This window comes from Serratia aquatilis (assembly GCF_044865145.1).
In the GTDB taxonomy this organism is placed as follows: Bacteria; Pseudomonadota; Gammaproteobacteria; order Enterobacterales; family Enterobacteriaceae; genus Chania; species Chania aquatilis.
Map to the genome: position 1 here is coordinate 5,317,507 of NZ_CP173186.1, position 19,473 is coordinate 5,336,979.

16 protein-coding genes and 1 pseudogene are annotated in these 19,473 nt (G+C 49.4%); 10 read left to right on the forward strand and 7 right to left on the reverse strand.

Annotated elements, in window-relative coordinates:
- Window positions 1–306: 306 nt before the first annotated feature.
- Window positions 307–1,434, reverse strand: coding sequence for an ISAs1 family transposase (locus SAQUA_RS24175; RefSeq protein ID WP_404413090.1), 1,128 nt, complete (start codon window positions 1,432–1,434; stop codon window positions 307–309).
- A gap of 325 nt (window positions 1,435–1,759) precedes the next feature.
- Between SAQUA_RS24175 and SAQUA_RS24180 the strand changes: the two genes are divergently transcribed.
- Genes SAQUA_RS24180 through SAQUA_RS24190 form a run of 3 tightly spaced genes read left to right on the forward strand, consistent with a single transcriptional unit; the run spans window position 1,760 to window position 5,465 of the window.
- A complete protein-coding gene (locus SAQUA_RS24180; protein ID WP_380679850.1) occupies window positions 1,760–2,434 on the forward strand; it encodes a hypothetical protein in 675 nt (224 codons plus the stop codon).
- On the forward strand, window positions 2,434–4,986 hold the full coding sequence (locus SAQUA_RS24185; RefSeq protein ID WP_380679853.1) for a hypothetical protein: 2,553 nt from the start codon (window positions 2,434–2,436) through the stop codon (window positions 4,984–4,986). Before SAQUA_RS24180 ends, SAQUA_RS24185 begins: the two co-directional genes overlap by 1 nt.
- A gap of 20 nt (window positions 4,987–5,006) precedes the next feature.
- Complete coding sequence (locus SAQUA_RS24190) at window positions 5,007–5,465, forward strand: hypothetical protein (protein ID WP_380679856.1); 459 nt, start codon at window positions 5,007–5,009, stop codon at window positions 5,463–5,465.
- Window positions 5,466–6,233: 768 nt separating this feature from the next.
- Here SAQUA_RS24190 and SAQUA_RS24195 read toward each other — a convergent pair.
- The 4 genes from SAQUA_RS24195 to SAQUA_RS24210 all read right to left on the reverse strand — a co-directional run bounded on the left by SAQUA_RS24195 (window position 6,234) and on the right by SAQUA_RS24210 (window position 8,146).
- Complete coding sequence (locus SAQUA_RS24195) at window positions 6,234–6,566, reverse strand: hypothetical protein (RefSeq protein ID WP_380679859.1); 333 nt, start codon at window positions 6,564–6,566, stop codon at window positions 6,234–6,236.
- A gap of 149 nt (window positions 6,567–6,715) precedes the next feature.
- On the reverse strand, window positions 6,716–6,964 hold the full coding sequence (locus SAQUA_RS24200) for a hypothetical protein (RefSeq protein WP_380679862.1): 249 nt from the start codon (window positions 6,962–6,964) through the stop codon (window positions 6,716–6,718).
- A gap of 29 nt (window positions 6,965–6,993) precedes the next feature.
- Entirely contained in the window at window positions 6,994–7,233 is a 240-nt protein-coding gene (locus SAQUA_RS24205) for a helix-turn-helix transcriptional regulator (protein WP_380679865.1), read from the reverse strand.
- 541 nt (window positions 7,234–7,774) lie between these two features.
- Complete coding sequence (locus tag SAQUA_RS24210; protein ID WP_380679868.1) at window positions 7,775–8,146, reverse strand: hypothetical protein; 372 nt, start codon at window positions 8,144–8,146, stop codon at window positions 7,775–7,777.
- A 512-nt stretch (window positions 8,147–8,658) separates the two neighbouring features.
- Here SAQUA_RS24210 and SAQUA_RS24215 point away from each other — a divergent pair.
- Both SAQUA_RS24215 and SAQUA_RS24220 read left to right on the forward strand, forming a co-directional pair.
- A pseudogene (locus tag SAQUA_RS24215) lies at window positions 8,659–9,570 on the forward strand (tyrosine-type recombinase/integrase); the annotation flags it as partial.
- Between the two features lie 111 nt (window positions 9,571–9,681).
- Window positions 9,682–10,866 carry a NupC/NupG family nucleoside CNT transporter gene (locus tag SAQUA_RS24220; RefSeq protein ID WP_380679871.1) on the forward strand — a complete coding sequence of 395 codons (1,185 nt, stop codon included), beginning with the start codon at window positions 9,682–9,684 and terminating at the stop codon, window positions 10,864–10,866.
- 44 nt (window positions 10,867–10,910) lie between these two features.
- Here the strand turns inward: SAQUA_RS24220 and SAQUA_RS24225 are convergent, their stop codons facing one another.
- The gene (locus tag SAQUA_RS24225) at window positions 10,911–11,348 is read right to left on the reverse strand and encodes a DUF3574 domain-containing protein (protein WP_380679874.1); all 438 of its coding nucleotides are present in this window, start codon (window positions 11,346–11,348) and stop codon (window positions 10,911–10,913) included.
- A gap of 210 nt (window positions 11,349–11,558) precedes the next feature.
- Window positions 11,559–13,316, reverse strand: a complete 1,758-nt coding sequence (gene ligB, locus SAQUA_RS24230) for an NAD-dependent DNA ligase LigB (protein ID WP_380679877.1) — start codon at window positions 13,314–13,316, stop codon at window positions 11,559–11,561.
- A gap of 286 nt (window positions 13,317–13,602) precedes the next feature.
- Between ligB and gmk the strand changes: the two genes are divergently transcribed.
- Genes gmk through recG form a run of 5 tightly spaced genes read left to right on the forward strand, consistent with a single transcriptional unit; the run spans window position 13,603 to window position 19,465 of the window.
- Entirely contained in the window at window positions 13,603–14,226 is a 624-nt protein-coding gene (gene gmk, locus SAQUA_RS24235; protein ID WP_380679880.1) for a guanylate kinase, read from the forward strand.
- 54 nt (window positions 14,227–14,280) lie between these two features.
- The gene (gene rpoZ / locus SAQUA_RS24240; RefSeq protein WP_024482945.1) at window positions 14,281–14,556 is read left to right on the forward strand and encodes a DNA-directed RNA polymerase subunit omega; all 276 of its coding nucleotides are present in this window, start codon (window positions 14,281–14,283) and stop codon (window positions 14,554–14,556) included.
- A gap of 18 nt (window positions 14,557–14,574) precedes the next feature.
- Complete coding sequence (spoT, locus tag SAQUA_RS24245; protein WP_380679884.1) at window positions 14,575–16,683, forward strand: bifunctional GTP diphosphokinase/guanosine-3',5'-bis pyrophosphate 3'-pyrophosphohydrolase; 2,109 nt, start codon at window positions 14,575–14,577, stop codon at window positions 16,681–16,683.
- 5 nt (window positions 16,684–16,688) lie between these two features.
- Window positions 16,689–17,387, forward strand: a complete 699-nt coding sequence (gene trmH / locus SAQUA_RS24250) for a tRNA (guanosine(18)-2'-O)-methyltransferase TrmH (RefSeq protein WP_380679887.1) — start codon at window positions 16,689–16,691, stop codon at window positions 17,385–17,387.
- Window positions 17,384–19,465 carry an ATP-dependent DNA helicase RecG gene (gene recG / locus SAQUA_RS24255; RefSeq protein ID WP_380679954.1) on the forward strand — a complete coding sequence of 694 codons (2,082 nt, stop codon included), beginning with the start codon at window positions 17,384–17,386 and terminating at the stop codon, window positions 19,463–19,465. Before trmH ends, recG begins: the two co-directional genes overlap by 4 nt.
- Window positions 19,466–19,473 lie beyond the last annotated feature (8 nt).

Here is a 19,473-nt window from a genome sequence, read left to right on the forward strand (position 1 = left end):
TTGTTATAAACTATAATGCTAAACTACATTATAACCCCTAATAAAGTTTAGGTTAGGGGTTATAAATAAATAATTAGATAGATAAAATATATGGAATATCCTAATGCTACGAGCCACAAAAAAACGATAAGTAATTTATTTTTCAATTCTGTATTAAAAGAACATTTAATTTTTCTTAACATGCTAACTCCTTTTTTATTTTATTTATTATACTTAATTTATTTTATTGTCAATAGTGAGAAGCTTTAGTATTAATAAAAAGCAAGGGCTAACTCTCAGCATCTCCCAGGGCAAACGCATGTATGCTTACTTTTTATCCACCCCATTAATACCTGCCAGTATCACTTGTTCAAGATAATCGCTGTTCATAGCAGCCATCTTCTGTTTACGTCTGATGCTGGCCTTTTTACCGCTCTCTAAACGCAGCATGTTAAGTGCCATATGGCGTACTGTCGCCAAATTTACCGCCCCGTTGTCCCGATAAATCGAACAGTTATCCTCCTTCATCGTGACATCCAACACCCAATGCAGTTGATTTTCAATGCACCAATGGCTTCGCACCGCATTGGCAAATTGAGCCTTGTTTAGCTCCGCTGAACTGATGTAATAACGGTATTCCAGCGACTCTTTGCCCTGTGGGTCGTATCGGTAGCCTATCGCTACACCCAGCGTCGTTAGCCCTTTCCAGATGGGGAACTCACGAGCGACCTCAGTGGCAGGGATAACGTGGTATTCCCGCATTTCTGCACGGCCTCGGTTTTGCTCAACGCAGGCGATATCACTCATGCCGGGCACTACACTACTCAACGCCTTGCGCACCGCCTTGGACAAACGCTCCTGATTACCTTTAACGGCCAGCAGGTAATCGCCGCCTTTTTCGACAATGTGGGCAGCGATAGCGGTTTGACACCCCATGGCGTCAATGGAAATCAGGCAACCACGAATATCCAATAACGCCAATAAGGCGGGGATAGCGGTAATTTCGTTAGACTTGGCATCTGTTTTTACCTGGCCCAAGACCACGCCATTGGCACTGGCAAAGGCACTGACCATATGGAGGGTTGAGGCACGGTCTTCAGGGTTGTAAGACCTCCGCAACACCTTGCCATCAATAGCGATGACAGCCCCGTTACTGAGGGAGCTTACCGCACGCATCCAGTTGATAAAGCTGCATTGAAATTGCTCCGGGTTGAGGCGTGAAATCACTCTGGCAATCGTATCGTCAACGGGCAATCCTGCGGGGAAAAGCCCTCGCTTCTGAAACCATGGGAGATGAGCTTCGCCAAAATCCTCAATATCTTGCCAACCTTCGGCTCCGCCGACCACCGCACAGACTGTCAGAAACAGAATATCGAACAGGGAATAGGCGACCTTGGCCGTCTGCCGGGGATCTTGCAGGTCAGCGAAGTGTTCTGAAAAGGCGTTGATAGACATGGTGATGCTCCCGTAAAAGGGAGTATAAGATCACAGCTTGTACACTCAGTCAAACAGGATAGCCTTGCTCATAAAACGTTCGTGATCTTGCCCTGCCCCTTCATTCATCCTGAATCAGTCTATATCTAAAAGCATTGATGATTATGCTTACTCGACCGCCTATAACGATATTGTCCCCGATTTTATAAATGCTAGGCGTACTGCAGTCGGCCAGCAGATAGAGAACGTCAACGCTCTGAGGGCTGAGCTGGCAAGCAATACGCAACAATACCAAGCTTTAGATACCACCATAAAAGAACGGATTTCATCCTATCAGGCTGATCGAATGAAGTTCAAAGAGGCACAGGCCCAGGCTCGTCAGGATATTGCGAACGAAAAAGCCGCTCTGGAGTCCCGTAATGTCGAATTACAAAAGCAGATAGATAATCATGTCGATGGCGCTAAGGCTGCGCAAGATGTTACTGAATTCACCAACGGAAACATACCAGAGGCAGCCAAGCCGTTAATTGAGCAGCGCGCTCAGCAAATCAGAGAAGGGTTGCAGGAAAGTCCACTATCCCATGGTGTGCGCACCGCCGCCCAGCGTTTTGATGATGCTGACATATCTATCAGAGAAAATGCTCTGCGCGCTGCGATAGCCCAAGCCCAACGAGGTGAGGACATTAACATTGATTCGTTCTTTGATCTTGCCGACCCAGCCAAGCGAGTAACTGCTATAGAGCGGATTTCAAGGCCTTATCAGCCGCAAGCTGATCCTGCCGCCGTCTCGATTAGTACGTCAGCAGAACATCAGGCAAGGCGGGCTGCGCGTGAAGATGCTGACATGCTAAATGCCCAAGAAGATTTCGAGGCTGAACTCAACATACTCAACGCACTTGCTGACTCAGCTGATAATGCAAGGCTCAAAGAAGAACTTAAAACTATTCGTCAGGAAGCTAACGATACCAGTATGCAAAAAGGTATCCAGGCCGCTGCTGGCTGCATGATAGGTAAAATGTAATGGCAAATCGTTATTTAGCTGAATGTGAGAAATTAGTTATCAAAGCTGCTGGTCGCGACTTGTCCGATGATGAACTTCAGGATTTATTCTCGCAGCTTCGTAAAAATATTGACATCTATCAGGCAGAGAACGCCTCACTAACTCTTGAGGAAGCCGCACTAAAAGCCGCTGATGATATGATCCGCAGTGACAAGTTGGCGAGGGTCATTGAAGCGCGAAATAAGGCGATAAACCTGAAAATCAGGACCAAGCTTGAAAGCTTTCTAAGCAATAGCAAAGAGACACTTGGTGCTGATCGGCCTGACATAGCTCTTTCAGCTCTATTAGTGTCCCGTAATGAAGCAGCAGAAGGCTTCCGCGCCTCAGCCTCTCGAGAGCAGGGGCAATTAGAGGGGAAGTATATCGCTGGGTTCGAGCATGATCTCAATCAATCAGGGCTATCGAAGGTTTTGGCCTCTGGCGAATATGACCAAGAGATCGCGGACGCACTCTGGAAGATTGGTCGCGGAGAGCCAACGACAGGGCTATCGAAAGAATCTATCAAGCTTGCCGATATAATCAACAAGTGGCAGGAGATAGCAAGGCTTGACAGCAATCGAGCAGGGTCATTTATTGGCAAGCTGGCTGGGTATATCACCCGTCAGAGTCATGACTGGGCGAAAATCAGATCTGCGGGTTATGAGGCGTGGCGAGACACTATTCTTCCTCGCCTCGATCAATCTACCTTCGACGGTGTAGTCAATCGTGATGAGTTTTTACAGCGCGTTTATAACGGCCTAGCGTCTGGGATTCACTTAAGCAACCAAAAGTCAGATTGGCTTTCTGGTTTCAAAGGTGGTTCAAACCAGGCAAAGCGTGCGAGCCAAGAGAGGGTATTGCATTTCAAAGACGGTGTTGCATGGCATGAGTACAACAAAGTCTATGGTGTAGGCAGCTTGCGCGAATCAGTTATGTCTGGGTTAACCAGTTCCGCCAGAACAACCGGGGTGATGCGCGTGCTTGGAACCAATCCTGAAAATATGTTCAGTCACCTGTTTGAAACGCAGCAAGCCAGGCTAAAAAAGCTGAACAATCCAGCAGCAGAGGCAGACTTTGCTGAGCGCCGCCGCGCTCTGGAAAATGAGTTATCTGAGATTCTTGGGTACAACAGCATTCCAGCTAATTCCACAATAGCGAGGGCAGGAGCAACTATTCGAGCTGTTGAGGGAATGACGAAGCTGGGGGGCGCTGTGATTTCTTCATTCAACGATGTTGGCAATGCGGCCATGGAACTGCGCTATCAGGGAATGAACCTGATGGATGCCATGGGGAAAAGTATTGCTGGTAAGCTAAAGGGGTACAGTTCAACTGATCAGAAAGAAATCCTTGGCTATATGGGAATATTCACAGACACCATGCGCGATGAGATGATCGCTAAATTCTCTGGTGATACCTCTGTATCAGGCCGTATATCCAAAATGCAACGCACCTTCTTTAAGCTAAACCTTCTGAACTGGTGGACAGAGAATAGTCGTAAGTCCATGGGGTTAGTTATGTCCAACTGGATGGCACACAACGCTAAGTCTCCATGGTCATCCATGAATGAAGATCTACGCCGGGTACTCAACTCCAGCGGAATCACCGAGCGTGAATGGAATCTATATCGCAGCATGGAAATGGATAATGTGCGCGGTAACCAACACATGACACCCAACGGTGTTAAATACATTCCTGACGATCATATTGCTGAGTATGTTGCTGCCGATGGGCTCCAGGTTAATAAATCCAGCATTGCGGCCGCACGTGAGTCTTTAGAGGGAAAGCTAAGGGGGTATTATCTTGATCGGGTGGTGATTGCTATGTCAGAACCTGGTGCCAGAACTCGAGCCATGATGAAGCAGGGGACTCAGCCGGGAACACCACTTGGTGAGGCAATCCGTTTCGGTGGGCAGTTCAAATCATTCACTGGATCGTTTATGCAGAACTCCATTGGTCGTGAGATATTTGGCCGTGGATACACTCCAGCTGAATTAGGTCAGGGGAGATTTACCAGCCTTGCGAATGCCATGCGTAATGGCAATGGTGAAAAGGTAGGATTGGCACAGTTATTCATTTGGATGACAGCACTAGGCTATGTATCGATGCAAACTAAGTTGTTGCTGAAGGGACAGACGCCACGCCCTGCGGATGGGAAAACATTCCTTGCTGCGGCAGCTCAGGGCGGTGGCCTTGGTTTGATGGGGGATTTTCTCTTTGGTGAATACAATCGGTTTGGCGGCGGATTAGCCTCAAGTTTGGCCGGCCCTGCAATCGGCGATCTTGACCAGATCCGCAACCTATATCTGCGCGCTCGAGATGGTGATGCGAAGGCGGCCGATTTACTGAAATTCGGCATCGATCATACACCATTCATGAACCTGCATGTGGTGAGACCGGCAATGAATTACCTTATCCTGAATCGTGCGCAAGAATGGCTTAGCCCTGGATCACTGGAAAGGTATCGGCAACGAGTTGAAAAAGAGCAGGGTAATACCTTCATTGTTCCACCGTCACAGTTTATGCTGGGACGGTAAATAATAAATAGGAGGGCGGAATGACAATTTATACAGAAAAACCAATTGCTAGAGCTGATCAATCTATCTGCTTCATTCCTCCCTCTATTGGGGAGGCTCTGAGTGCCGCTGCATCATCCGGCTGGTATGATAGCGCGCTGGTTTCCTACTTCAGAAACTCAAAGTTAGATTATATCTCGATCAATAGTAACTCTGTGTTGGTTGAAAAAAGTATTGCTGATGAGGTATTCAATAATTACGGAGTTAACTATGTAATTGTTCCAGATGTCGGGATTAAGAAGGATGTTTTTAACAAAATACTCGATTTCAGGATAGAGCAGATTAACAGCGAGCAGATTCTTTGTGGTGTCGAAAAGGGAAGCTACACCGATTATGCCGTTTCATTTGTAAAGTTTACCTCTTCGCCTGTTTTTATCTTTTTTGCCTTGGTTGTCGCTTCATTATTAGTGAGAAAATATCGAAGTAAAAAAGAAAATTGAGATAGTACCTGCGATGTAAATATGGCCTAGAAAGCTGTAGCGGTTCACACCTTGGCAAGACCCTTCATCGCCTTACTATGGCGAGTTAGGCCCACGGCTATGGCATTATTAACTTGGTAATTACCTGCTGCTGTATGTGGAAAGGCTACTGTATTTTTGTCGCACGGCGGTATGTTTACGCTGTTTGCTTTCATGGAATAGCCTCGCAGGTTGATTACCAATTAGACAACCATTAATGCAATCTATGATCAATACACAGCAAAAGCTCTCTAGGCGAGCTTCTCAACTTTAAATGATGGCCCCCATAAATTGATGTCTCTTGGCATTGGGCATGAGCCTGTCTTTTCGTGAAATAGTCGTGTGAAGTTAATGACACTGTCCATCCATACGGACTCGTTTGCTTTTGTATGAGCAGGTGGATCCCAGTAAGCCAATAGCACTGCGTCTCTGCGGTCATTAACTGCATATATTAAGTATGCATTGCTCGTTGGTGTGGCTCTAAAATTACCGCGCTCATCGAGTTTGCCATAGGACCATTCATCCCAGCAGTCTTTAGTGCAAGAGTGTGAGTAAGATGCGTACTGCTGGATGTTTACGTGAACTTTTCTGATATGGTATTGCTCTGCCTCTTCCGGCCTTTCAAAAAGGGAATCTTTACCTAGATCCTGGTGATAACCGTGCCGCCAGTGATATTTAAAAGACTCTTTTAGTGATACTAAAAAGGCATCCGTCTTGAACTCCGCTGTGGGAATTATCCGGCCGGTGTACTCACTCGAAAACATCGAACTGTTCTTCCTTCATCCGCTCATCTAAAGAGTTCAGCATATGGAAAGATAGTTCCTGTGACTCAGCAGCAGAGATTGGCATAACTCGTGGGAATATCTCACGAATATCTATGATTGAAGATTTAACAAATACCACGAGAGCATGGTTACCACGATCAGAAAAGCGAGCTTGATCTAAAACTCTACCGTTTTTACCTTCTCTGCGGGTGGCATAACCTTTCCCCGCTGGCTTGACTGAAGACACAACAAGCTTGCGACGCTCTAAAGGCGTACGGTTTTGAACCGCTCCTTTCGATGATAACGCAAATTTTGTCATATCTTGTCCCCGATAAAGTTAAAGCATTTCAAAGGCAAATCACCATAAAGGTAACTTGCTCATTTAGTATACGTTAAATCCGTGCAATACGTACAGAATTATTAGTAATTGGAGACTTGCCGCCAGTAGGGTGCTGGCGGCGGAAGTTGTTAACTGATCTTAGTCTGCTGCCCAATGAATGCCGCACTGGTTGCTATGACCGACATGCGCTTGGCGCACTCCAGAATGTAGTACCGCATCACCTCAACCTCACGAATGATACCTGACACATCATGACCGTTGTCTGCTAACTCATCTACCAGCGCAGTGATCTGCAGGTTACGTTCATCGCTCAGCAGCGCGGGGATCACTTCCTCTGGACCAACATTAGAGTTTGCATAGTGGTACTGGTGGCGCATCACTTCTTAACGCGGCTTGCATTTACCAACTACTTCGGAATAGGGCGCGTCTTGCGAAGTTTAACGTCTGGCTTCCTGTCTGCTTCCTTCCCTGTTCCCTCTTTTTTTTGTAGTTCTAGCCATGCCTCAATCTCGTCAAGGTCCCATGCGACTCTACCCACGTAGTTGAATCTAGCTGGGAATTTACCCCGTTTCTCCAGTCGCCAGATTGTTGAGTCAGACAGCGATACTTTTTTTATGAGTTCTTTTTTCCTTATTACTGCTTTCATAGTTGCTCTCCTCTTGCGGTTAATTCCGCTAAATTTTAGACAGCAGAAAGCCATGGCTTATGAGTTGGCCTGCCACAGTTTTGGTGGGCTGGTGTGGAGGAATACTTTTGGCAAATTTTGAACAGTAAATTGGTATAAAGTCTGAACATAAATGGCTGTTTTCAAAAAGCGTATACCTATTATTACACCAGCTTATCTATCTTCTGGGTAATGTGTTATCCACTTTATAGGTAGCCACGGGTTGAGCGGTACTGAACCAACACGAAAACCCCATTTGTTGGTTCAAAACGGCCTTGTGTTGGTTCACTTTTTGAAAATAAAGTCATATAAAACAAACGTCTTTACAAATTGAACCAACTGAACCGACTGAACCAACATACTTTTGCTTATATATATAAAAAAGACGGGAGATAGAAACGCTTTCAAACGGTGGAATGCGACTTTGTTGTGAGCGCCACATAAAATATGTGATATTCATCACAAAGTTATTTATGCCGATTCTGGTGATTGGTGAGATTGGGTTTGTGATATCGCACCCACTCTATTCTACCCGCACCGCCTCCCCCTCTATCGCGTCACGCCTACCGCCATCATCACGCCGCAGATTACAGGAACCGGGCAGTCCATAACGGGAGCAGTTACACCAAACACCTGCGCCGCCACCTGACTGTGTAGTGTCCTGCCGCTGTTCGTAGCTGATTACCTTTTCTAACAGGCCGTCTTTAGTCATTGCCTCCAGCGTTCGCCGGGTAGATTCGATCTGATGGCGGTTATCATGCGAGGTTATACCGTGGAGCAGGTAGGCCACACCAGACACATCGAAAGGTGGGTACCCAATCTCACCCGTTACCCATTTGGCGTTATCCGGTTCAAAGTAGCTCAGTATCTCTTTTTTGCGACTGGTCATTCGCATGGCTGGTGGGTTCCTTAATGTGGGATACATCTATCCTACAATAAGAAATCACAACCGGGGGCATTCTTCACCATGATGTGGGATTATCCCATATGTACCCAAATGGACGAGGACAGCTCTCAGGCTGGGATCGGTTGAGCGAAGTTAAGCAGGTTTTACCTTGGACGGCAGGGATGACGGTGGGAGGGTGAAAAATAGTCTAAATGGTAGAGCACTCCGTTTTACCGTGTACACAAGGGTGTACACAATAGAAAAACGCATTATAAGAAACTCAGTATCCATAAGGCTTAGACGCCGATACTCAATGAATAGATCCAAGAGTAAGTATTCAGGAAGAATCAAGAAGCCACAAAAAACCAGAGAGCCCGCCAACCAGCGGGCTTTTTTGTTATCAGGGGGGCAGCATGAAGGATCAAGAAAGCGCACTATAAAGGTGTACCCAAAGGTGTACCCATTTGCATTTTGATAAAACTGTTTGGGTACACCCCATACTCAATGTTCAGGGTTTCACGATGCCAAAGCTAACAGATATGCAGATCCGGGCCTGGATAAAGGCACGAGAACGATTTGAAGGACGCTCAGATGGAGGAGGGCTTTATCTGCGTTTCAGGAATGCCGATAGAAGCCCATCCTGGCGTTTCAGATACAAGCTGGCGGGTAAAACTCGAGTAATGCTTATTGGCTCCTATGCCGAGTTATCGCTAGCCAAAGCAAGGGAGAGAGCCAAAGCACTTGCAGCCCGTGTTGCCCTGGGTTATGACGTGGCAGGAGAGAAACAGGAGCAGAAAGCCGAAGCGCTGGCAAAGATCGAACATGAGAAACACGCGCTAAAAGTGTCAGCGCTAGCCGCTGAATACTTTGAACGCCAGATCCTGCCGCGCTGGAAGCACCCAGACATACTGCGCCGCCGTATCGACAAAGATATCAATCCCTCTATCGGCCATATGAAGGTAGAAGACGTAAAAACCCGCCATATTGACGACATGCTGAAAAGCATTGTTGACCGTGGAGCGCCAACCATAGCAACGGACGTTTTGCGCTAGACGCGCCGCATATTCGATTACGGCATTAAGCGTCATGCGCTGGAGATTAACCCCTGTTCGGCCTTTGAGGTTTCCGACGCTGGCGGCAAAGAGGTCTCACGGGACAGATGGTTAACCCATGAAGAACTGACCCAATTGTTTCAGTCCATGCGCACCGCCAAGGGCTTCAGCAGACAAAACGAACTCACGTTCAAGTTATTGTTGGCGCTGTGTGTGCGCAAGATGGAACTGTGTGCCGCACGGTGGGAAGAGTTCGACCTGGACGCTGCCATCTGGCATTTACCCGAGGAACGCAGCAAAAACGGCGATCCTATCGACATTCCCTTACCCCCACCAGCGGTTGAATGGCTGAAAGAACTTCACACGTTCTCATGCAATAACTAGTGGTGTTTTTGAGATACTGATGAACGCCATGTTTAGATAAGGGATGAAAGGTACAGCGCGTTGTGGCTAAATGTCGTTTTTCTCGCCTGTACGCCGTTCGAGTTCTCTATGTCGCAAATCCTGCAATTTATTCTGGCTTTGGTTGTCATCATTTTCCTCGCGTTACTGGTTAGTAATGACCGCAAGAAAATACGCCTGCGCTATGTTTTCCAGCTCCTGGTGATTGAAGCCGCTCTAGCCTACTTTTTCCTGCATTCAGAAAGCGGATTAGGGGTGATTAAGCGTGTAGCAGGTTTCTTTGAACACCTGCTAACTTTCGCCGCACAGGGCTCTGACTTTGTGTTCGGCGGTATGAGTAAAGAAGGGCTTGCCTTCATCTTCCTCGGCGTTTTATGCCCAATTATCTTTATCTCTGCACTGATCGGCATTTTGCAACATTTTCGTATTTTGCCTTTGGTTATCCGCATAGTCGGAACGCTGCTTTCCAAAGTGAATGGCATGGGTAAACTAGAGTCTTTCAACGCCGTCAGCACGTTGATGCTAGGTCAATCAGAGAACTTTATTGCCTATAAAGGCATTATCGGGGATATCTCACCACGCCGGATGTACACCATGGCTGCGACTGCTATGTCGACGGTATCGATGTCGATAGTAGGTGCCTATATGGTGATGATCGATGCTCAATATGTCGTGGCAGCATTAATCCTCAATATGTTCAGCACATTTATTATTCTCTCCATTATCAACCCTTATCAGGTGGACGATGAGCCAGAACTTAAGCTGAATAAGCTGCATGAAGATCAGAGTTTCTTTGAAATGCTCGGGGAATATATTCTGGCTGGCTTCAAAATCGCGATGATCATTACGGCAATGCTGATAGGCTTTATTGCTTTGATAGCCGCAGTGAATGCCATTTTTGCCACCATTTTCGGGATTAGCTTCCAGCAAATTCTGGGTTATGTGTTCTACCCATTGGCATGGTTAATTGGTATCCCGGCGCAAGATGCGTTTCAGGCGGGTAGCATCATGGCCACCAAACTGGTTGCCAACGAATTTGTTGCGATGATCGAGTTAAAAAAAATCGCGGCAGATATGTCCCCCCGTGGACTCGGCATTCTGTCGGTTTTCCTGGTGTCCTTCGCCAATTTTGCGTCCATCGGTATTATTGCTGGTGCCATAAAAGGGTTGAACGAGCACCAGGGTAACGTCGTTTCACGCTTCGGCATTAAACTGGTCTACGGCTCAACGCTGGTCAGTCTGCTCTCCGCTGCGGTGACTGGATTAGTGCTTTAAGTGAATTCCCCGGCTTGTCACTTACGCCGCAAGCCGGGTATGGGTTAAAATGATACACACACCTGTGCATCAACACGCATAACAGAGTCTTGGGCAAACTGCTGCTTATAGCGTATGCGTAATGCTTCGATATTTTGCTCGTTTTCTCTCCCAGGCGCATGGATCAGCATTAACGCTTTGCTGTCTTCGCGCACCAATTTATCGTTATTCCCCAACCATTGCCCTTTAGCATCAAATACTGACAACCCCTCTTTAAAACGCGGCGTTACCTGTTGATCGACAAAGGTTTGCCATTCGGTTGCCGTAATGACCGCCCCAGCCGGGCGATTCAGCCCAAAATAGAGCGTGGTTTGTAACATTGGCTCACCCACGTCGCAGTGTGCCAGCGGTTTCTGTGGTGAAGATTGCTGGGATGGCGCCTGGCAGCCACTCAGCAGGAGTGCCATAACGACCGTTGCAGCCAATACAGAGGTGTTTCTCATTTTCTTTTCACTTTCCCTATTATCGTTACCGCATTTTAGCCCACGCTAAACTGGCCATACCCGTCACAATTCAAGCTACAGCGGTTTTTACTGTGCGCCTCAGTCACATGCCTCAGTCACATAATGAGCCATGCTCCTGTGGCCATACTCGCTTGCTGCCTAGCTGCAACTCGAATGAACTTGGGTATATAACAAATGCAAAATGAATATTCAAAAATCAAGATTCGTTGCCACGTTACCAGACCAGGCCACAACCGCAGAGTTATTAGGTAACTGACTGAAACCGTTTATATTATGTTGCTGCAATGTTTTTACTAGTGCAAGAAAGGCAGGTGTTTGCAGAAATGCGTGCAACTGTTGAGCTTTTTTAGCACCTATACCCGCAATATCCTGCCATTCTTCTGCCGTCATCTGCTGGATCTGCCGCCAATTTTGAAGAGCCGCCGATTGCAACGGGGAAAGGGGCATACCGAGTGCAATTAGCCAACGGCCAAAAGGTTGTTGCCGCGCCAGACGAAACTGCTGGTAAAGGCGTTGGCCACGCTTTTCACTCAAACCTGGAACATGACTAAGCTGCTCAGGGGTTAAATCAAGCCAGTCCAGTAAACCATTAATCAGCCCTTTGTCGATCAACGTTTGCCATCCGGCTTTACTCAAGCCTGAAATGTTTAGGCCGTTAGCACTACTCAACCAGACTAAACGAGCCATGAATTGCTGGTCGCAGCCAGCTTCTGAAGTAAAGCAACTCAGCAGGTGATAATGCTCAGGTTTGGGCGCATCGCGGATTACCCTTTCCATTGTGCGCCAGACCACCTGCTCCAGATGCGGTATGCCATGCCCTTTCAGGCTAATAGCAATATGATCGCCGGGAACAATGCCCCATTTCTGCCAAAGCGCCAGCGAACCGATATTAACGCGCCTTATCCATTTATCATCCATACGCACCGGTTCCAGGCCCAGTACCACGGCAATTTTGCCAGTGCGACCAATAGTAAACTCGACATTGTTGACGCTTGCCACTTGCTGGACGGGAGGATATTTCCAGGCAACGGCCCAATCGCCAGGTTTAGCCTGCCAATAACGCCCAGAAGGTGTGGCCCCCTGGTGAACAACCACGCCATCAGTCACGAAAGGTAGTGGGTTTCGAAACCAGAAATCACGCCACTGTTCCACTTCCGCCGCTGTATTGACCGGCTTTGAAAATTGCTGCGGGAGTACAAAGCCCATACCGGCGAGCTGTTGTAGGCGTTCCGCCATAGTGCCCGGGCCATCAGGCCATGCCCATACAAATATCCCAAGCTGCTTCAATTCGGCTGAGGGTAAATTACGCATCAGCATCCCAGCCACTTTGGAACGAGCATTAATACCCCCTTGCGCCTGTTGGCGATGATCGTTCACCTTCAGGAACAGTTCCCCCTGTAAGACCAGATATTCTGGGCCATCGGTTAAAACCTTAGGGACTGCGGGAATAGCCTGAACCTTTTCCAGCCAGTTCTCTCCCTTCTGCCCATTGCCCCGGCTAATAGCGCTGACCAATAGACCTTTTTGATAGATCAGGGTTACCGCTACACCATCGATCTTAGGCTGAACCCATAAATCATGACGGCGCTGCATCCATTGCACGACAGCATTGCGGTCAGGGAGCTTGCGCAATCCCGTTTGTGCAACCGGATGCGGAACCTTACCTGCTGGCAATATCCGAGTGCCGTCATCTGAATCCGTCTCGCCTGCGCAAATTTGCCAATCTTGCAGTTGCCGCACTAAAGCATCGTAAATCTCGTCGTCGATCAGGCTATTGCCAAGGCGATAGTAAGCCTCATCCCAACGAGCCAGTTGGTCATTCAGCGCCGATATCTCTAACCGGAGCCTCTCCTGTGGCCAGTTTGGACAGTTTTTAGCCCATGCAGCGCTGCACAGGCAGACCATCACTATCAGCGCCAGACTCCCTCGGCTCATGCATTTCAACATTGCTCACCTCCTTGATGCACCGCAGTAAACATGCAATGTGCTGTCTTGGCGAATGGCAACAAAATAAAATGCAAAATGGCTTCAAAAAAGGATGTGAGTTTGCAGAAAACGTTAAAAATTTCCAGATAGACAGCGCAAATCGACCTTTTGCCTCTATTTTTGCCAGAAAGCTGTGGCCAAAATGAGAGCTAACGCTGCATACCGCACATTAGCCGTGTATACTGTGCCGAGAAATTACACATCCGCTGTAACTGACTTAATCAATCGCTATCAACGAACATCATCTATGGCTCAAGGCACGCTTTATATTGTCTCTGCTCCAAGTGGCGCAGGGAAATCAAGTCTGATTCAGGCTTTGTTAAAAACGCAACCGCTGTACGACACGCAGGTTTCGGTTTCGCACACCACGCGCGACAGTCGTCCGGGTGAAAATCATGGCGAACATTACTTCTTCGTCTCGAAAGGCGAATTCCGCCGTATGATTGAGCAGGATGAGTTTCTTGAGCATGCTGAAGTCTTCGGCAACTATTACGGTACTTCACGTGCCGCAATTGAGCAGGTGCTGTCGACCGGGGTAGATGTGTTTCTGGATATCGACTGGCAAGGTGCCCAGCAGATACGCGCAAAAATGCCCCACTCGCGCAGTATTTTTATTCTGCCGCCTTCGAAAGAAGAACTTGGCAGACGCCTGCGCGGCCGAGGGCAAGACGCCGATGAGGTGATTGCCCGGCGTATGGCCCAGGCCGTTGCAGAAATGACACACTATGCAGAGTATGATTATTTAATCGTAAATGATGATTTCGATCTGGCACTGTCCGATCTGAAAACCATTATTCGCGCCGAACGCTTGCGTTTGGGCCGTCAAATGCTGCGGCATGATGCTTTAATCAGCAAATTATTGGCAGACTGAAGACAGTTTCAGTATTATGCCCAGTCTTTTCGTCACCTGTGGAGTAGCAGAAATATGGCACGCGTAACTGTTCAAGACGCTGTAGAAAAAATTGGTAACCGTTTTGACCTGGTGTTGGTCGCTGCTCGTCGGGCACGTCAGATCCAGACCGGAGGTAAAGACGCTCTGGTACCCGAAGAGAACGATAAGTACACCGTTATCGCTCTGCGTGAAATCGAAGAAGGCTTGATCAACAGCCAGATCCTCGATGTTCGTGAGCGCCAGGAGCAGCAAGAGCAGGAAGCCGCAGAGATCCAAGCGGTTACCGCAATTGCTGAAGGTCGTCGTTAATTAGACTGCGAGTCTGCCTTGTACCTGTTTGAAAGCCTGAATCTGCTGATTCAACGTTACTTGCCTGAGGAGCAGATTAAGCGCCTCAAACAGGCATACCTTGTTGCACGTGACGCTCACGAGGGTCAGACACGCTCCAGTGGTGAGCCCTACATTACTCACCCAGTTGCGGTTGCCTGTATTCTGGCGGAGATGCGTCTCGATCATGAGACGCTGATGGCAGCACTGCTGCACGACGTCATCGAAGATACCACCGCCACGTATCAGGATATGGAACAACTGTTTGGCAAGAGCGTTGCTGAACTGGTTGAAGGCGTATCCAAACTCGACAAATTAAAATTCCAGGATAAAAAAGAAGCGCAGGCGGAGAACTTCCGCAAGATGATCATGGCGATGGTGCAGGATATCCGCGTCGTTCTGATCAAACTGGCCGACCGCACCCACAACATGCGCACGCTCGGCTCATTGCGCCCGGACAAGCGGCGGCGTATCGCCCGCGAAACACTGGAAATCTATAGCCCATTGGCTCACCGCCTGGGTATTCACAATCTGAAAACCGAACTTGAAGAGTTGGGTTTTGAGGCGCTTTACCCGAATCGTTACCGCGTAATCAAGGAAGTGGTGAAAGCCGCGCGTGGTAACCGTAAGGAGATGATCCAGAAAATACTCGCCGAGATCGAAGGGCGCTTGACCGAAGCCGGTATCCCCTGCCGCGTCAGTGGGCGGGAAAAACACCTCTACTCCATCTATTGCAAAATGCACCTGAAAGAACAGCGTTTCCATTCCATTATGGATATCTACGCGTTCCGGGTGGTGGTGAAAGAGGTAGATACCTGTTACCGGGTTTTAGGCCAGGCGCACAGCCTGTACAAGCCACGCCCGGGGCGGTTCAAAGATTATATTGCGATCCCCAAGGCCAACGGTTACCAATCGCTGCATACTTCGCTGATTGGTCCACATGGTGTACCCGTTGAAGTGCAGATCCGTACCGATGATATGGATCAGATGGCAGAGATGGGGGTTGCTGCACACTGGGCCTATAAGGAGCAGGGTGAAACAACCGGCACTACCGCACAAATTCGCGCACAACGCTGGATGCAGAGCCTGCTTGAGTTGCAACAAAGCGCGGGTAGTTCGTTTGAATTTATCGAAAGTGTTAAATCCGATCTGTTCCCGGATGAGATTTACGTTTTCACACCAGAAGGCCGTATCGTTGAACTGCCTGCTGGCGCTACGCCTGTCGATTTTGCCTATGCGGTACATACCGATATCGGCCACGCCTGCGTCGGCGCGCGCGTTGATCGCCAACCTTATCCGTTGTCCCAAGCCCTGAACAGCGGCCAGACGGTAGAGATCATTACCGCCCCTGGTGCACGGCCAAATGCTGCCTGGTTGAACTTTGTTGTGAGCTCCAAGGCTCGCGCAAAAATCCGCCAGATGCTGAAAAACCTTAAGCGTGACGACTCCGTAAGCCTGGGTCGCCGCTTGCTGAACCATGCGCTCGGCGGTAGCCGCAAGCTTTCTGAAGTGCCGAAAGAAAACATCCAGCACGAACTGGAACGCATGAAGTTGGCTACGCTGGACGATCTGCTGGCAGAAATTGGCCTGGGTAATGCCATGAGTGTGGTGGTAGCGAAAAACCTGCAGGGCGATAAGTCGAGCCTGGGAGCCTCTTCTGGTACGCGCAATCTGGCGATCAAAGGCGCCGATGGTGTGCTGATTACCTTCGCCAAGTGCTGCCGCCCAATTCCAGGCGACCCGATCATTGCCCATGTCAGCCCGGGTAAAGGGCTAGTGATCCACCATGAATCCTGCCGTAATATCCGCGGCTACCAGAAAGAGCCTGAGAAATTCATGGCGGTAGAGTGGGATATGAAAACTGAGCAGGAATTCATTGCGGAAATAAAAGTGGACATGTTCAACCATCAAGGGGCACTGGCCAGCCTGACGGCAGCGATTAATGCAGCCGAATCGAATATTCAAAGCCTGAATACCGAAGAGAAAGATGGCCGGGTTTACAGCGCCTTTATTCGTTTAACCACCCGTGATCGCATCCATTTGGCAAATATCATGCGTAAAATCCGTATCATGCCGGATGTGATTAAAGTTAACCGTAACCGAAACTAGCGCCTATGAGCCCTGAACGCTATGCGCGGATCTGTGAAATGCTGGCTACCCGGCAGCCCGACTTGACGGTCTGCCTGGAGCAGGTTCACAAGCCGCATAACGTCTCCGCGATTATCCGTACCGCTGACGCCGTCGGCGTGCATCAGATACATGCCGTGTGGCCATCGGCGCGGATGCGCACGCAGGTTGCCTCCGCTGCGGGCAGCAATAGCTGGGTAAGCGTGAAAACTCACCGCACCATTGCCGATGCAGTCAACCACCTGAAAGGTCAGGGTATGCAAATCCTGGCCACTCACCTTTCTGCGCGTGCCGTCGATTTCCGCGAAATAGATTATACGCGTCCAACATGTGTACTGCTGGGGCAGGAAAAAACCGGCATTACCGAAGAAGCCTTAGCCCTGGCCGATAAAGACATCATTATTCCGATGATCGGTATGGTGCAATCACTCAATGTTTCTGTGGCCTCGGCACTTATTCTGTATGAAGCCCAACGCCAGCGGCAAAATGCCGGCATGTATCGCCGCGAACACAGCGCACTGGATGCCGAAGAACAGCAACGCCTGCTATTTGAGGGGGGTTATCCGGTGTTGGCCAACGTGGCCAAACGCAAAGGGTTGCCGCGCCCACATGTTGATGAACAGGGCCAGGTGGTCGCCGATGCCGAATGGTGGGCAACCATGCAGGCAACGACGGCACGCCGATGAAAGGCCGTTTGTTGGATGCAGTCCCACTGACAACACTCTCCGGGGTTGGAGCCAGCCAGGCGGCAAAGTTGGCTAAAATCGGCTTGAGCACCATTCAGGATTTGCTGCTACACCTCCCGCTGCGTTATGAAGATCGAACCCGTCTGTACCTGATTAACGATCTGCTACCCGGCATTTTTGCCACGGTTGAAGGGGAAGTTCTGCGCAGCGATATCAGTTTTGGCCGTCGCCGTATGTTGACCTGCCAGATAAGCGATGGCACTGGCATCCTGACCATGCGCTTCTTCAACTTCAACGCCGCAATGAAGAATAGCCTGGCCACTGGCCGCCGTGTAACAGCCTATGGCGAAGTCAAGCGCGGTACCCATGGCGCGGAAATCATTCACCCTGAATATCGTATTCAGGGTGAGAACAGTGACGTAGAGCTACAGGAAGCCCTGACACCGGTTTACTCCACTACGGAAGGCGTGAGGCAAGCCACACTGCGTAAGTTGACCGAGCAGGCGCTGACGCTGCTGGATACCTGCGCTATTGCCGAACTTCTGCCACCAGAGTTGAGCGGGGGCTTGATGAGCCTCTCGCAAGCGTTACATACACTGCACCGCCCACCACCGGATATCCAACTGGTTGATTTGGAACAGGGTAAACATCCTGCACAAAAGCGCCTGATCCTTGAAGAATTACTGGCGCATAACCTCAGTATGCTGGCAGTCCGTGCTGGCGCACAAAGCTACCAAGCGCTATCGCTGCTGCCCGATAACCAACTGAAAACCCGTTTCCTCGCTCAATTGCCGTTTGCTCCCACCGCGGCACAAAATCGCGTAGTGGCGGAGATTGAAGCTGATATGCAAAAAGGCTTCCCGATGATGCGCCTGGTTCAGGGCGACGTGGGTTCAGGCAAAACTTTAGTTGCTGCATTGGCAGCTTTACGCGCCATTGCACATGGCAAACAGGTGGCGCTGATGGCACCAACCGAGCTGCTGGCTGAACAACATGCCAATAACTTCCGCCAATGGTTTGAACCACTGGGGCTGGAAGTAGGCTGGCTGGCAGGAAAGCAAAAAGGTAAAGCGCGTATCGCCCAGCAAGAGGCGATTGCCAGCGGCCAAGTCGCCATGGTGGTGGGTACACATGCCATTTTTCAGGAACAGGTGCAGTTTAATGGCCTCGCGCTGGTGATCATCGATGAACAACACCGTTTTGGCGTGCACCAACGGCTGGCATTGTGGGAGAAAGGCGAAGAGCAGGGGTTCCATGCCCATCAGTTGATCATGACGGCCACCCCCATCCCACGCACGCTGGCGATGACCGCCTATGCCGATCTCGATACCTCAATCATCGATGAACTTCCCCCAGGCAGAACCCCCGTAACTACCGTTGCCATTCCTGATACGCGCCGAGCCGATATTATCCAACGGGTAAAAAACGCCTGTCTTGAAGAAAACCGCCAGGCCTATTGGGTTTGTACACTGATCGAAGAATCCGATTTGCTGGAAGCTCAGGCTGCTGAAGCAACTTGGGAAGAGTTAAAAATCGCCCTGCCTGAGTTGAAAGTTGCATTGGTGCATGGCCGTATGAAGGCACAAGAGAAACAGGCCGTCATGCAGGCATTCAAACAGGGAGAGTTGCAATTACTGGTAGCCACGACGGTGATTGAAGTGGGTGTCGATGTGCCGAATGCCAGCTTGATGATTATCGAAAACCCTGAGCGTTTAGGGTTGGCGCAGTTACACCAGTTGCGTGGCCGAGTTGGCCGTGGCGCGGTGGCCTCACACTGTGTACTACTTTATAAAACACCGCTGAGCAAAACCGCGCAAAAACGCCTGCAAGTGCTGCGGGACAGTAACGACGGCTTCGTTATTGCTCAGAAAGATTTAGAAATTCGTGGGCCCGGGGAGCTATTGGGTACACGCCAGACCGGTAGCGTTGAGTTCAAAGTAGCCGATTTATTGCGCGATCAGTCCATGATCCCCGAAGTTCAGCGCGTGGCACGCCATATCCATCAGCACTATCCGCAGCATGCACACGCATTGATCGAACGTTGGCTGCCGGAAACGGCCCGTTACTCCAACGCCTGAATCTGCAG

What these genes read in the sequence shown, in the direction of transcription:
- SAQUA_RS24175 (WP_404413090.1), bottom strand. Translation starts at nt 1,434, where the DNA reads ATGTCTATCAACGCCTTTTCAGAACACTTCGCTGACCTGCAAGATCCC.
- SAQUA_RS24180 (WP_380679850.1), top strand. Translation starts at nt 1,760, where the DNA reads ATGAAGTTCAAAGAGGCACAGGCCCAGGCTCGTCAGGATATTGCGAAC.
- SAQUA_RS24185 (WP_380679853.1), top strand. Translation starts at nt 2,434, where the DNA reads ATGGCAAATCGTTATTTAGCTGAATGTGAGAAATTAGTTATCAAAGCT.
- SAQUA_RS24190 (WP_380679856.1), top strand. Translation starts at nt 5,007, where the DNA reads ATGACAATTTATACAGAAAAACCAATTGCTAGAGCTGATCAATCTATC.
- SAQUA_RS24195 (WP_380679859.1), bottom strand. Translation starts at nt 6,566, where the DNA reads ATGACAAAATTTGCGTTATCATCGAAAGGAGCGGTTCAAAACCGTACG.
- SAQUA_RS24200 (WP_380679862.1), bottom strand. Translation starts at nt 6,964, where the DNA reads ATGCGCCACCAGTACCACTATGCAAACTCTAATGTTGGTCCAGAGGAA.
- SAQUA_RS24205 (WP_380679865.1), bottom strand. Translation starts at nt 7,233, where the DNA reads ATGAAAGCAGTAATAAGGAAAAAAGAACTCATAAAAAAAGTATCGCTG.
- SAQUA_RS24210 (WP_380679868.1), bottom strand. Translation starts at nt 8,146, where the DNA reads ATGCGAATGACCAGTCGCAAAAAAGAGATACTGAGCTACTTTGAACCG.
- SAQUA_RS24220 (WP_380679871.1), top strand. Translation starts at nt 9,682, where the DNA reads ATGTCGCAAATCCTGCAATTTATTCTGGCTTTGGTTGTCATCATTTTC.
- SAQUA_RS24225 (WP_380679874.1), bottom strand. Translation starts at nt 11,348, where the DNA reads ATGAGAAACACCTCTGTATTGGCTGCAACGGTCGTTATGGCACTCCTG.
- ligB (WP_380679877.1), bottom strand. Translation starts at nt 13,316, where the DNA reads ATGTTGAAATGCATGAGCCGAGGGAGTCTGGCGCTGATAGTGATGGTC.
- gmk (WP_380679880.1), top strand. Translation starts at nt 13,603, where the DNA reads ATGGCTCAAGGCACGCTTTATATTGTCTCTGCTCCAAGTGGCGCAGGG.
- rpoZ (WP_024482945.1), top strand. Translation starts at nt 14,281, where the DNA reads ATGGCACGCGTAACTGTTCAAGACGCTGTAGAAAAAATTGGTAACCGT.
- trmH (WP_380679887.1), top strand. Translation starts at nt 16,689, where the DNA reads ATGAGCCCTGAACGCTATGCGCGGATCTGTGAAATGCTGGCTACCCGG.
- recG (WP_380679954.1), top strand. Translation starts at nt 17,384, where the DNA reads ATGAAAGGCCGTTTGTTGGATGCAGTCCCACTGACAACACTCTCCGGG.